At 73.3% G+C, this 12805-nt stretch carries 8 protein-coding genes and 4 pseudogenes; 6 read left to right on the top strand and 6 right to left on the bottom strand.

The window, feature by feature from the left end:
* Window positions 1–5: 5 nt before the first annotated feature.
* The gene (locus tag ACFRFC_RS18130) at window positions 6–1976 is read right to left on the bottom strand and encodes a GTP-binding protein (RefSeq protein WP_382693010.1); all 1971 of its coding nucleotides are present in this window, start codon (window positions 1974–1976) and stop codon (window positions 6–8) included.
* A gap of 213 nt (window positions 1977–2189) precedes the next feature.
* Between ACFRFC_RS18130 and ACFRFC_RS18125 the strand changes: the two genes are divergently transcribed.
* From ACFRFC_RS18125 to ACFRFC_RS18105, 5 genes and pseudogenes are all read left to right on the top strand, one after another.
* Complete coding sequence (locus tag ACFRFC_RS18125; protein WP_382692955.1) at window positions 2190–2438, top strand: hypothetical protein; 249 nt, start codon at window positions 2190–2192, stop codon at window positions 2436–2438.
* A 53-nt stretch (window positions 2439–2491) separates the two neighbouring features.
* Window positions 2492–2617 carry a hypothetical protein gene (locus ACFRFC_RS18120; RefSeq protein ID WP_382692954.1) on the top strand — a complete coding sequence of 42 codons (126 nt, stop codon included), beginning with the start codon at window positions 2492–2494 and terminating at the stop codon, window positions 2615–2617.
* Window positions 2610–3714, top strand: a pseudogene (locus ACFRFC_RS18115) (XdhC family protein). The gene ACFRFC_RS18120 and the pseudogene ACFRFC_RS18115 overlap by 8 nt, the downstream one beginning before the upstream one ends.
* Before the next feature lie 15 nt (window positions 3715–3729).
* Complete coding sequence (locus ACFRFC_RS18110; RefSeq protein ID WP_382692953.1) at window positions 3730–4365, top strand: SRPBCC family protein; 636 nt, start codon at window positions 3730–3732, stop codon at window positions 4363–4365.
* 238 nt (window positions 4366–4603) lie between these two features.
* Window positions 4604–6532: a glycosyltransferase family 2 protein gene (locus tag ACFRFC_RS18105; protein ID WP_382692952.1), complete on the top strand. Its 1929-nt coding sequence runs from the start codon at window positions 4604–4606 to the stop codon at window positions 6530–6532.
* Between the two features lie 149 nt (window positions 6533–6681).
* Here the strand turns inward: ACFRFC_RS18105 and ACFRFC_RS18100 are convergent, their stop codons facing one another.
* From ACFRFC_RS18100 to ACFRFC_RS18080, 5 genes and pseudogenes are all read right to left on the bottom strand, one after another.
* Entirely contained in the window at window positions 6682–7485 is an 804-nt protein-coding gene (locus tag ACFRFC_RS18100; RefSeq protein WP_382692950.1) for a class I SAM-dependent methyltransferase, read from the bottom strand.
* 61 nt (window positions 7486–7546) lie between these two features.
* Window positions 7547–8515, bottom strand: a complete 969-nt coding sequence (rfbB, locus tag ACFRFC_RS18095; protein ID WP_382692948.1) for a dTDP-glucose 4,6-dehydratase — start codon at window positions 8513–8515, stop codon at window positions 7547–7549.
* A gap of 265 nt (window positions 8516–8780) precedes the next feature.
* Window positions 8781–8936: pseudogene (locus ACFRFC_RS18090) on the bottom strand (sugar phosphate nucleotidyltransferase); the annotation flags it as partial.
* Window positions 8937–9069: 133 nt separating this feature from the next.
* Window positions 9070–9343, bottom strand: a pseudogene (locus ACFRFC_RS18085) (ATP-binding protein); the annotation flags it as partial.
* Between the two features lie 213 nt (window positions 9344–9556).
* A pseudogene (locus tag ACFRFC_RS18080) lies at window positions 9557–10027 on the bottom strand (GAF domain-containing protein); the annotation flags it as partial.
* Between the two features lie 554 nt (window positions 10028–10581).
* Between ACFRFC_RS18080 and ACFRFC_RS18075 the strand changes: the two are divergent.
* The gene (locus tag ACFRFC_RS18075; RefSeq protein ID WP_382692946.1) at window positions 10582–12708 is read left to right on the top strand and encodes a SpoIIE family protein phosphatase; all 2127 of its coding nucleotides are present in this window, start codon (window positions 10582–10584) and stop codon (window positions 12706–12708) included.
* Window positions 12709–12805 lie beyond the last annotated feature (97 nt).

The following is a 12805-nucleotide window of genomic DNA, read 5'->3' as shown; positions in this document are numbered from 1 at the left end:
GGGGTTCAGCCGGTCACCCTGCGCAGGACGCTCAGCAGGTACTCCTTCCGGTTCAGGGGGTTGTGGTCGGTGCGCGGGCGTTCGGGGAAGGTGCCGTGCCGGACCGGGGCGTAGTGGTCGAAGGCGCTCTCCCAGGCGCCCTCGCCCCGGGTCAGCCCCGGCAGCCGCTGTTCCAGGGTGTGGACGCGGGCGGCGGGGACGATGCCTTCCAGGAGGGTGCGCGGGCCGCGGGAGTCGGTGGTCGCGGGGACGGCCCGGTGAGCGGACAGCACCGGCAGCAGGGCGCCGAGGGTGTCCGTGGGAGTCTCGGCGCAAAAGCGGTGCATCGGTTCGTGGACCTGGGTGCCCGCGCGGCGCAGGGCCGCCATCAGGACCAGCGGGGTCAGCCCGCGGAAGTCCTGGCCGGTGCTGGACATGCTCTTGTCGAAGCCCTGGTGGGCGTGGCTCTGCCGGGGGTAGTAGCCGGAGTGGGTCATGGTGACGGTGAGGTCGGTGACCTGCCAGCCGTGCAGGCCCTGGCCGAGGGTCTCGCGCACGGTGTCCTCGACCGCCCGGAAGAAGGCGTACGGCATCGAGCCCAGCTCGACCTCCAGGCGGAAGGTGAGCCCGCTGCCGGGCGGCGCCGGGTCCACGCGCAGGCCGACCGTGGCGAGGAAGGGGTTGGGGGCCTTTCCGATCAGCTCGGCCGCCGCTCCTGAGCCGGTCGGGCGTTCGATGCACAGGGGGGTGGTCTCGCGGAAGGTGACCTCAAGGCCGTACTCGTCGGCGAGGGTGGCCTGGATGACCTCCTTCTGCACCTCGCCGTACAGGGAGACCGAGGTCTCGCGGCGTGGTTCGTCGTGGCGCAGGGCGATCAGCGGGTCCTGTTCGGCGAGCTGGGTGAGGGCCTGGTGCAGGGCGCCCCGGCCGGTGCCGTTGCCGGGGACGACCACCGTCTCCAGGGTGGGCGGGGCGAAGTGGCGGCCGGGCGCCGCGCGCGGCACGCCGATCGAGTCGCCGATGCGGATGCCGGGCAGGCCCCACAGCCGGGCGATCCGGCCCGCCGTCACCGTGTCGGCGCGGATGTCCGTGCCGCCGTCGAAGACGCTGATCGCGGTGACCTTGCCCTCCGTTCCCGCCGGGCCGAAGGGGATCCGGTCGCGGGTGCGCAGGGTGCCGGTGAAGAGCCGGGCGTACGCCACCTTCTCCCCCGCCGGGCCGCGCTCGACCTTGAAGACGGTGCCCGAGACGGGTCCGGCCGGGTCGCCGGAAGCGGCCGGGAGCAGTTCCTCGATGGCGGTGATCAGGGCGTCCACCCCGGCGCCGGTGACCGCCGACCCCGCGTACACGGGGTGCACCCGCGCCTGCCGGGTCCGGCGGGCCAGGGCGGCGTACAGCAGGGAGGGGTCCGCCGTGCCGTCGGCGTAGGCGGCGAGGAGGTCGTCGTCGTGCCGGGTGAGGACCTCCAGGGCCGCGCGGCCGGGGCCGGGGGTGAAGCCTGCGGCCGGGGTGCCGAGGGCGGTGGCGGTGCCCATGGGCACGACGGACGCGGTCAGCCGGTCGGCGAGGGACCGGACCACGGCGTCGTAGCGGGCGCCCCGGCGGTCGATCTTGTTGACGAAGATCAGGGTGGGGATGCGCAGCCGGCGCAGGGTGCGCATCAGGACGCGGGTCTGGGCCTGGACGCCCTCGACCGCCGACACGACGAGGACGGCGCCGTCGAGGACGCCGAGGACGCGTTCGACCTCGGCGATGAAGTCCGGGTGGCCGGGGGTGTCGATGAGGTTGACGGTGATGCCGCCGACCGGGAACGAGACCACGGCGGACTTGATGGTGATGCCGCGCAGGCGTTCCAGCGCGAGGGTGTCGGTCCGGGTGCTGCCAGCGTCGACGCTGCCGATCTCGTCGATCACTCCTGCGGAGTGCAGCAGCCGTTCGGTGAGGCTGGTCTTACCTGCGTCGATGTGCGCGAGAATGCCGAGATTGAGCAGATGCACCGGTGCCATGTCCTTCGAAGTTCTTCGAAACGGGGGTCATTCCTTCCGTGGCGGACATGAACGGTGCTCGCATCGGGGCTCCTCGGGGTGCGGTGGCGTGGACGGTGTCGTGAACCCCGGCAGTGCAGCAGAGGCCGGGCCCGCGAGGCAATGGATTAACGCTCAACAAGGGGGGCGCCGGAGCACTCGCCGCCGCCCCGGCACGGCCATAGAGTGACTTACATCACGCCACCCTGGCTGGTTCCTCCGCCCGCCGTCGCGCTGACCGGCTCCGCCGAGGTGCCGCGGCACCGGGACATCGCGGAGCTGACCGGCGCCGGGCGGGCGCGGGGCGGCCGTACGGAGGTGTTCACCGTCGGCACCCGGCTGACCTGGGATCCCGACCTGGCTCTGGCGGCGGTGGTAGGGGGGCAACGGCGCCGGACGGCAGCCGTGGGGCGCGGCGGGGAGGCGGCGCGGTGATCGCCGTCGGGACGGGCGGGTCGGGGGTCGGCGGCGGGCCGAAGGGAGCACACGTGCGTCAGAACCTCCCGGCGCCCGGCGCCTCCTGGTTCGGGCTCGCCGTGGCGGGCGTGGGGCGGGCGGCGGTGGTGGGCGTCGGGGCGCGTGGCGTCGGGGGTGGAGGGAGGGCGTATGCGTGAGATGTTGCCGGTGCTGGGTGGCCGGTATGCGGCCGGAGCGGCGTTCGGGCTGGCCACGGTGGTCGGGGTGAGGCGTAGTGCGCCCTGGGGTCTGGGGGCGGCGATGGCGGTGGGGCCGGGGGACGAGGTGGTGGGGAGTGTGTCCGGGGGGTGTGTCGAGGGGGCCGTGTTCGAGCTGGCGCGGGAGGTCGTGGCGGACGGGGACGCGCGGCTGGAGACCTTTGGGTACAGCGACGACGACGCGTTCGCGGTCGGGCTGACCTGCGGTGGCGAGATCACCGTGCTGGTGCGGGCGGTGACCCGGGAATCGGATCCGGCGTTCGGCGCGGTCGCCCGGTCCGTCGCCGAGGGCCGGCCGGTGACCGTCGCGACAGTCACCGGCGGTCCCGCACCGCTGGGCGCCACCCTCGCCGCATGGCCCGACGGCACCGCGGGGACGCTCGGCACGCCGGGCCTGGACGCGGTGGTCGGCGCCGACGCGCGCGGTGAACTGGCCCTGGGCGCCACGGGCGTACGGCACTACGGGCCGCGCGGAGAGCGCCGCGAGGACGCGGTGTCGGTGTTTCTGCACTCCTTCGCGCCGCCGCCCCGGATGCTGATGTTCGGCGCCATCGACCACGCCACGGCGGTGGCCCGCATCGGTGTCTTCCTCGGCTACCGGGTCACGGTGTGCACCGCGCGCGGTGTTCGCGACGCCGAAGCGGTTCCCGCCGGGCGTCGACGTGGTCGTGGACTGGCCCCACCGCTCTCTGCGGGGCATCGACACCGACGAGCGGTCGGTGATCTGCGTGCTGACCCACGACCCCAAGTTCGACGTACCGCTGCTGGCGGAGGCGCTGCGCCGCCCGGCCGCGTACATCGGGGCGATGGGCAGCCGCCGTACCCACGACGACCGCAGGAAACGCCTGGTCGACGCCGGAGTGACGGACGCGGAGCCGGCCCGGCTGCGCTCGCCGGTCGGGCTGGACCTCGGGGCCCGTACGCCGGAGGAGGTCGCGGTGTCCGTCGCGGCCGAGATCGTCGCCGTGCGCCGGGGCGGCAGCGGCGCCCCGCTGACGGCGACAGCGGGCGCCGTCCACCGGCCGGACTCCCGGTGACGCTAGGAGGAAATCATGGAGCTGCACCACGAGTTCACCGTCCCGGTGCCGGTCGACGAGGCGTGGCGGGCGCTGGTGGACATCGAGCGGGTCGCGCCGTGCGTGCCGGGCGCGACGGTCGAGGACTACGACGGCCGGACGGTGACCGGCTCGGTGCGGGTGAAGGCCGGGCCGGTGACGCTGACGTACCGGGGCACGGCCGTCTTCGAGGAGCAGGACGAGGACGCCCACCGGATGGTGCTGGCCGCGAAGGGGCGGGAGGCACGCGGTCAGGGCACCGCGCGGGCCGTGGTGACGGCGGTGGTGTCCGAGCGAGGCGGCGGTACGGCGGTGGCGGTGCGCACCGAGCTGATGGTGACCGGGCGGCCGGCCCAGTTCGGGCGCGGGGTGCTGGGCGAGATCGGGGACCGGCTGGTGGGGCAGTTCGCCACCTGTCTGGCGGGCCGGCTGACCGAGGCGGAGGCGGTAGCGGGACCGGAAGCGGAAGTGGAGGCGCAATCTGGCCCCTTCGCCGAGCCCGCCGCGCCCCTCGACCTGCTGCGCGCGGCCGGGGTGGCCGTGGCGAAACGCGCGGCGGTGGTGCTGACGGCGGCCCTGCTGGCGGCCTGGGCGGCCCATCGGCGCTCCCGCCGCCTGCGGCGATCCGGATGACTCCGCCCACGCCGCGCGCCGCGCACGAGCACGGCCATCACGTCACGCCAATTATCGACGCGATGAGCGACCCGGCCGCCGAGCCGCACGAGTAACAGTGCGCGCCCACGGCTGACCCTCGCTCACAGTCCCCTCACCGCCACCCGGGATAACATCGGCCACTTCACTCATGTCTGTCGCACATGTCTCGTGTGCCGATCTCGCGCCACCAGCGCAGAAACTCTGAGGGGGCCGGACGTTGCCGGTGAAAGTCAGTGTCATTGTTCCGGTGTACAACCCCGGGGACTACATAACCGACTGCGTCGACTCGCTGCTGCGGCAGTCCCTGCCTCCGGACGCGTACGAGGTCATCTTCGTCAACGACGGTTCCACCGACGGCACCCCGGCGCGGCTCGACGCGGTGGCCGCCGAGCACGAGCGGGTGCGCGTCATCCACCAGGAGAACTCCGGCTGGCCCGGCAAGCCGCGCAACGTGGGGATCGACGCGGCCCGCGGCGAGTTCGTGATGTTCGTCGACAACGACGACTATCTCGGCGACGAGGCCCTGGAGCGGATGTACGACTACGGGGTGGCCCATGACGCGGATGTCGTCGTCGGCAAGATGGCCGGCAAGGGACGCGGGGTGCCCGTCGAGCTGTTCAAGGTGAACCGGCCCCGCGCCTCGGTCGCGAACGCCCCGCTGATCGACAGTCTCACGCCGCACAAGATGGTCCGCCGCGCGTTCCTGGACCGCACCGGGCTGCGCTTCCCCGAGGGCCGGCGGCGACTGGAGGACCATGTCTTCGTCACCGAGGCGTTCCTGCGCGCCGGGAACGTCTCCGTGCTCAGCGACTACGTCTGCTACTACCACCTGCGCCGCGACGACTCCTCCAACGCCGGTTTCCAGCGCTACGACCCCGCCGGGTACTTCGGCAATCTGCGCGAGGCGCTCGACGTCGTGGAGCGGTACACCGAGCCGGGCCCGGTGCGCGACCGGCTGTTCCGGCGCTGGCTGCGCAACGAGATGGTGGAGCGGCTGCGCGGGCAGCGCTTCCTGTCCGCGCCCGAGGACTTCCGCCGGGACCTGTTCGAGCAGATCCACCGGGTGGTGGTCGAGCGGTTCGGGCCGGGGGTGACCGACGGGCTCCAGCCGACCCAGCGGGTGGTGGCGGCGCTGGTGGCCGCGGGGCGCTACGACGACGTGACCGCGTTCGCCGAGTGGGAGACCGGCGTCGCCCTCAAGGCCGTGCCGGAACAGGTGAGTTGGCGGGACCGCACCCTGCGGATCGACCTCACCGCCGAGTACACGGTGCACGGCGAGCCGATGACCTTCCCGGCCGGGACCTCGAAGGAACTGCCCGCCGCACCGCCGCTCGACGTGCCCGGCGCGATCGACTGGGTGGGCATGGACACCACCGCCCGCTTCGACCGGGCCACGCTGGAAGTGCTGCTGCGTGAACGGGCCAGCGCCGCCACCCACTTCCAGCCCGTGGAACTCACCCGCGAGCGCGTGCCCGTCGGCGACGGCTCCCGGGTCCGGCTGGTGCTGCGCGGCACGGCGCTGCTCGATCTCACCACCGCCGTCGAGGGCGCACCGCCGGGCGGCGGGCTCTGGGACCTCGACACCCGGGTGAAGCTGGGCGGCTGGACCAAGGGGCGGCGCCTCGGCCCCGCCCAGGCCCAGCGGCGCGCGCTGCCGTCCGCCGCCGTGGTCGCCGGGCATGTGGTGCTGCCGTACTGGACCCAGCCGCACGCCCATCTCGCCCTGGACGTCGACCGGGCCCGCAAGAGCCTCGGCCTGGACCGGCTGACGCCGGACGCGGTGACGAGCGCGGACGGCCGCCTCCGGGTGCGGCTCCCGCTCCAGGTGCCCGCCGCCGCCGACGTACTCGTGCGGCTGACGGCGGCGGGGTCGGGGTCGGACGGGGTGCGGGACCTGCCGGGGAGGCTCTCGCCGGAGGCGGCGGGGGCGTTGCTCCTCGCGGAGATACCGGCGGAGGCGCTCGACGGCCGGACATGGCGCGTCTCCGTGAACCTCGCGCCCGAGGCGGACGAGCCCCGCTTCCACCCGCTGCCGGTGCGGCTGCGGCCGGGCGCCAACGGGTTCGAGGTGGTACGCGGGACCCGTCCCGGCCCGCTGACACGGCTGGCCGGAAAGGTCGGGCGGGTGCTGCGCGGGGCGCGGTGACGGAGTTACGGAGTTGTGGTGGCGGTGACGGCGGAGCCGGTGTGCTCGGCTGCTCGGTTCCTCGGCTGCTCGGCTGCTCGGCTGCTCTGAAGTGATGTGCAAGGGCGCGGCGGCTGTGGGTCGCCGCGCCCCGGGCCGGGCGGGAGGCGTCAGCGGGTGACCGCGAGTTCCTCCACGGCGCGGCGCAGCGGGGGCCAGCCCCGGGAGCGGCCCGCGCCGATGTTGCGGGCGCGGGCGAGCGGGCCCCAGAAGCGGGCCGCCAGCAGATCCTCCGGGCGGATGGTGTTGACTCGTTCGAGGATGGCCTCGGGCACCTTCTGCGGGTCGGGGACCTCGAACTCGGCGATGATGTCGTCGTACTTGTCGGTGAGCACCGTGTTGGTGGGGTCGGCGCCGAACACCACCAGCTGGCCGGTGGGCTCGGTGTCGACCAGGACCGTCACCAGGTCGGGGCGGTAGCGGGTGAGGATCTCGACCAGCTTGTAGACATCGCCGGTCCAGGCGTTGGTGTGCCGGTCACGGGCGGCCTCGTCGATGCTGCGCGGCAGCATGTCGTCCAGAACGATCACGCTGGCCCAGTCGGAGTGCTTCTCGACGTTCATGAAGTCGCGCAGCGCGTACTCGAACAGGTGCATGCCGTCGATGAAGGACAGGTCGAGGGAGGTGCGCCGCCAGTGGCCGAGCGGGCTGCGGCCCCTGGCCAGATTGCGCAGCGGGTGCCGGCCGCCCTTGAGGTGGGCCAGGGGGTTGTCCCGGGCGAAGAAGTCGTCGCTGGTCGCCTTCACCAGGTGGACGTCGCAACGGATCTCCGTGACCACCTTGAACGCCGGGTCGATGGCGATGCTGGGCACCCGCGACAGCGTGAGGCTGCGGCCGTCGTTGACGCCGATCTCCAGGTAGTTGCGGTTGGCGGTGGCCTGGTGCAGGCCGCGCAGGAACTCATGGCGTTTCACGCGGGTGACTCCTCGTGGATCAGGGGCGGTTCTTCGTGCGGTGTGCGGGTCGGGTGGGCACTCACGTCGGCACCACGCGCTGCTTGAGCGCGCGCCACCAGGCGCGGTGGGTGCGGTACCAGGCGGCCGTGGTGGCGATGCCGGTCTCGAAGTCGTGCAGCGGGCGGTAGCCGAGTTCGGCGCGGGCCTTGGTCCAGTCGACGCTGTAGCGCAGGTCGTGGCCCTTGCGGTCGGTGACGTGCTCGACCATGTCCCAGCTCTCGCCGAACACGTCGAGGATCAGGGAGGTGAGTTCCCTGTTGGTCATCTCGGTGCCGCCGCCGATGTTGTAGATCTCACCGGCCCGGCCCTTGGTGCGCACCAGCTCGATGCCGTGGCAGTGGTCCTCGACGTGCAGCCAGTCACGGACGTTGAGGCCGTCGCCGTACAGCGGGACCTTGCGGCCCTCAAGCAGGTTGGTGATGAACAGCGGGATGACCTTCTCGGGGAACTGGTGCGGCCCGTAGTTGTTCGAGCAACGGGTGACGCGCACGTCCAGGCCGTGGGTGTGATGGTAGGCGAGGGCGAGCAGGTCGGCGGATGCCTTGGAGGCGGAGTACGGGGAGCTGGGGCGCAGGGGGTGTTCCTCGGGCCAGGAGCCGGCCTTGATCGAGCCGTACACCTCGTCGGTGGAGACATGCACAAAGGTCTCCACGTCGTGCCGCAGGGCGGCTTCCAGCAGGGTCTGGGTGCCCATGACGTTGGTGCGGACGAACTCGGCGCCGCCGTCCAGGGAGCGGTCCACCTGGGACTCGGCCGCGAAGTGCACGACCTGGTGGATGCGGCCCATCACCCGGTCGACGGCGGCCGGGTCGCAGATGTCGCCGTGGACGAACTCCAGCCGGGGGTGCGCGTCGGGGAGGTTGTCCCGGGTGCCGGCGTGGGTGAGCCGGTCGAGCACCGTGACCCGCGGTCCGCCGGGCCGGGCCAGCAGCCCGCGGACGTACGTGGAGCCGATGAACCCGGCGGCGCCGGTGACGAGGAGGTTCATGTAGGGATCTGCACCTTGGTCATGTCCGGAGAGACAGTACGGCCGGCTCGCGCCGGGCGCGGGTGGGGGACAACGGAGAGAACGGGGTGAACGGAGAGGACGGGGTGAGCGGGGAGGGCACAGCGGGCCGGGGTACGGGACCGCCGCGGGTCGTTCATGTGCGGATCGGGACCTTGCCGTGATCGCCGGTGTCGCGCAGGTGCTCGGGCTTGTCCTTCGGCCGGACCACGTGCCCGGAGGGGCTCGGCTCGGCGACGAACGCCTCCACCGGGCCGTCGTCGGTGACCCCGGCCCGCGCGAGGGGTTCCGGGCCGTGGAGCAGCACGGCTCTGTCGGCCACCGGGTCGAGGTGTCCGGCCGAGGTGTGCGTGATCGGCCGGAGGCGTGTTCCGGCGCCCCCGGACAGCACAAGTGCCTTCATCTGGCACACCATAGCCGGGGAACGCCCCGAATGGAGGTGCTCCGTTGTGGTTGCGTATCACTCCATTCCGACTCCCGTTTCCCGAGGTGTCACCTGGGCAAGGCGGGGGTGGAGCGAGGCCGTTGGGGGTGGATCAGCTGCCAGTCACGATGATCTCGCTCCAGACCTGTTTGCCGCCGCTCACCGGCATGGTTCCCCAGGTCACCGACAGGGCCTCCACCAGCAGCAGCCCGCGTCCCCCGGTGGCCTCCCAGCCGATGCCGGCCGGCTTGACGGGGCTGCGTGCCAGTGCGTCGGCGACGGCGATCCGGAGCCGACCGCCGAGCAGCGTCAGATCGAGGCGGACCTGTCCGTCGGTGTGCACCAGCGTTGGTGACCAGCTCCGACACCACCAGCAGTACGGCGTCGTACTCCTCGGAGTTCCCGGGGTTCCCGGGGTTCCCGGGGGCCTGCGGGTCCCGGTGGCTCGGGGGGCTCTGGAGGCTCTGGGGGTTCTCGGTGACGCCCCAGGCGCGCAGGGCGCGGCGGGTGAAGCGGCGCGCGGTGTCCATGGCGAGCATGAAGCCGCCGGGCGTCAGGTCCCCGGCGTCCGGCGGGCGGTCGGGGGCGGCGGCCGTGACGGCGTCGGCGATCAGTTCGAGGCAGGCGCGCTCATCGGGGCCGAAGCCCTCCGGGGACTCGGTGACGGCCAGCAGCAGACCGCCGTGCCGGGCGGGAAGGACGGCGAGGGAGTGATCGGCCGCGTGTCGCTCCGCTCCTCCGGCGGCGGTCTCGGCGGGCCCCCGCCAGACGGGCTCGCCGGTGCGCAGGGCGGCGGCCGGGGCGGAGGGTCCGTCGGCGGGGTAGGAGTCCCGCAGCCCGTACAGCGCGCGTGGCGCCCCCGCCGCCTCGGCCAGCCGCAGCCGCCCGCCGTTCCCGGCCGGGGCGTAGACGCCCGCGAAGGTGGCCCGGGTGAAGGCGAGCACCTGCTCCAGCACCCGGTGGCGCCGCTCGGCCGAATCCGGATCACCGGCGAGCGCCTTGAGGGCGGCCTCGGCACGCGGCACCCGCGCTCCGCGTCCCGCTGCGCCCTCAGTGACCACGTCCGTCATTACAGCGCGTATGCCGCCGTGACGCAGCCCCCTGTGCAACGGGCGGTCGTACGGCCACGGCCGCGCGCCGCGCCCCGCCCGGCGCCGCCCGTGTCAGGCCACCGCCCACGGCCGGTCGTCTCGGGACCACGACCCGATCGCTCCGCTCCCCCACGGCCGATCGCCGCCGACCACAGCCCGGTCCCCCGGCCCGGTCCCCCGCCCTGGACTGCCGCCCTGGACTGCCGATCACCTCCGAACCCGTATCCCGATCGCTCCGCCCTGCGCTGCCGATCTCCGCCGAACCACAACCCGGCCCCCGCCCTCCACCACCGATCACCTCCGAACCACGACCGAAGCACCAAACGAATCCCCCCGCCCCCGCCGCCGGTCAACTCCGCGCAACAACCCGATAACCGCACCCCACACACCTGATCGCCCCCGAGAACGCACCCCCCGTATCCGCCCGCTCACCGGCGCTCACCCCCGCTCGCCGTGCGCCGCGGGACGTGCCGGGGGAGAGTGTGTTCTGTTCCCTGGGGCCCGTCCCGCGGCCGGTCGAGGAGGTGGTCGGCATGTCCGACGGGCAGCCCTCCGGGCGGCCGAGGGGCCCGGCCGGACGGCCGCTGCTGTCCCTCGCCCTGATCGAGATGATGGAGGGCGTGAACGCGCACTCCGGCGCGGTGTATCTGCTCGCGGAGGAAGAGCCGGTGCTGGAGATGGCGGTGATGGCGGGGCTGCCACGGGCCTTCGCGGCGCCCTGGGAGCGGGTGGGGCTGGCCGCGCCGATCCCGGTCGCCGACGCGGCGCGCGAGCGCCGGGTGGTGTGGGTGGGCGGCGAGGAGGAGATGGCGAGCCGCTATCCGCGGGTCTCCGTGGTGCTGCCGTATCCGTTCGCGCTGGCCGCGCTGCCGCTGGCCACGGACACCACGGTGTACGGGGCGGTCTTCGTCACCTGGCCCGGATCGCATCCGCCGGAGCTGTCCGACCGGGAGCGCGGGCAGCTGACGGCGGCGTGCGGGCGGCTCGCGCTGCGTCTTGAGCGGCAGGAGCGGCACACTCTCCCGCTGCTGCCGGAGCCCGATCTGCCCGGTGCGCAACTGGTCGGCAGTCTGTCGGCGACGCTCGGGTCGGTGGAGGCGGTCCGGATGGCGGCGCGGCTGCCGTACGGGCTGTGCTCGCTGGATCTGCACGGCCGGATCGGCTTCGCCAACCCGGCGGCGGCCGACCTGATGGGCGTCCCGGTGAGCCGGCTGCTGGGGCTCCAGCTGTGGGCGGCGGTGCCCTGGCTGAACGACCCGGTGTTCGAGGACCGCTACCGGGCCGCGCTGATCAGTCAGCAGATCACGTCGTTCGTGGCGCTGCGCCCGCCGGGCGACTGGCTGTCGTTCCGGCTCTTTCCCAGCCGGACCGGGCTGAGCGTGCGGATCAGCCCGGCACAGGCGGTGGCGGAGATGGGCCGGTCCGGGCCACGCGAGGGCGGTACGCCGCCCCGGCTGGTGACCATGTCCCAGGTGCTGACCCTGGCCGGGGCGCTGACACAGGCGGCGAGCGTCCAGGACCTGGTGGAACTGGTCGCGGACGAGGTGGCCCCGGCGGTGGGCGGCCAGGCCGTCGTCCTGCTCACCTCGCGCGCGGGGCGGCTGCACGTCCTGGGCCATCGCGGCTATCCGGACGCGCAGGTCATCGAGCGCTTCAACGGGACCTCGCTGTCCGAGCCGACCCCGGGCGTGCAGGCCGCGAACAGCGCGGTGCCGTCGTTCTTCGAGTCCCAGGAGCATCTGGAGCGGCTGTATCCCACGCGGTACGCCACCCCTGACGGCTTCGCGGCCTGGGCCTATCTCCCGCTGATCGCCTCCGGCCGCCTGGTCGGCACCTGTGTGCTCGCCTACGCCGAGCGGCATCCCTTCCCCACCGAGGAGCGGGCGGTGCTGACCAGTCTCAGCGCGCTGATCGCGCTCGCGCTGGAACGGGCTCTGCTGTACGACGTCAAGCACCAGCTCGCCCACGGCCTCCAGGCCGCGCTGCTGCCCAACTCGCTCCCCCCGCTGCCCGGCATCGACGCGGCGGCCCGCTATCTGCCGGGCACCCGGGGCATGGACATAGGCGGCGACTTCTACGACCTGGTCCCGGCCGCGGGTGCGGCGGCGGCGGTGATCGGCGATGTCCAGGGGCACAACGTGACGGCGGCGGGGCTGATGGGCCAGATCCGTACCGCCGTACGCGCCTACACCACCGTCGGGCAGCCGCCGCACGAGGTGATGAGCAGCACCAACCGGCTGCTGATCGAGCTGGGTTCGGATCTGTTCGCGAGCTGTCTGTATCTGGGGCTGGATCCGGTGCGCGGGCGGGCCGTGATGGCGCGGGCCGGTCATCCGCCGCCGCTGCTCAGACGCCCGGACGGCCAGGTGCGGGTGCTGGATCTGGCGGGCGGCCCGCTGCTGGGCATCGACAGCGAGGCAACCTACCCGACGACGGAGGTCGAACTGGCCCCGGGTTCGGTGCTGGTGCTGTACACGGACGGGCTGATCGAATCCCCTGGCGTGGACATCGAGGACGCCTTGGCCGACCTGGGTGTCCGGCTCGGTGAGGCGGGCCATCTGCCGCTGGACGAACTGGCGGAGGCGTTGATGAGCCGGGGCGCGGCGGGGGGCGAGCGGCCGGACGACGTGGCGCTGCTGCTGCTGCGGGCGACGGGCTGACGGCACGTACGGGAGGGGGAGCGGCCCGGCCCTCCCGCCGGGGATGCTGTTGGTTAATTCGGGCGTGTGCGTGACGTCGGCCTTCGAGACCTGGTTG

This window comes from Streptomyces sp. NPDC056734 (assembly GCF_042790455.1).
In the GTDB taxonomy this organism is placed as follows: domain Bacteria; phylum Actinomycetota; class Actinomycetes; order Streptomycetales; family Streptomycetaceae; genus Streptomyces.
The sequence above is the reverse complement of the archived record's forward strand: the minus strand, read 5'-3'. Positions and strand labels throughout refer to the sequence as shown.

Bases quoted from the DNA above. Each gene is read 5' to 3' on its own strand.
- ACFRFC_RS18110 (WP_382692953.1), top strand. From the start codon at position 3,730: ATGGAGCTGCACCACGAGTTCACCGTCCCGGTGCCGGTCGACGAGGCG.
- rfbB (WP_382692948.1), bottom strand. From the start codon at position 8,515: ATGAACCTCCTCGTCACCGGCGCCGCCGGGTTCATCGGCTCCACGTAC.
- ACFRFC_RS18075 (WP_382692946.1), top strand. From the start codon at position 10,582: ATGTCCGACGGGCAGCCCTCCGGGCGGCCGAGGGGCCCGGCCGGACGG.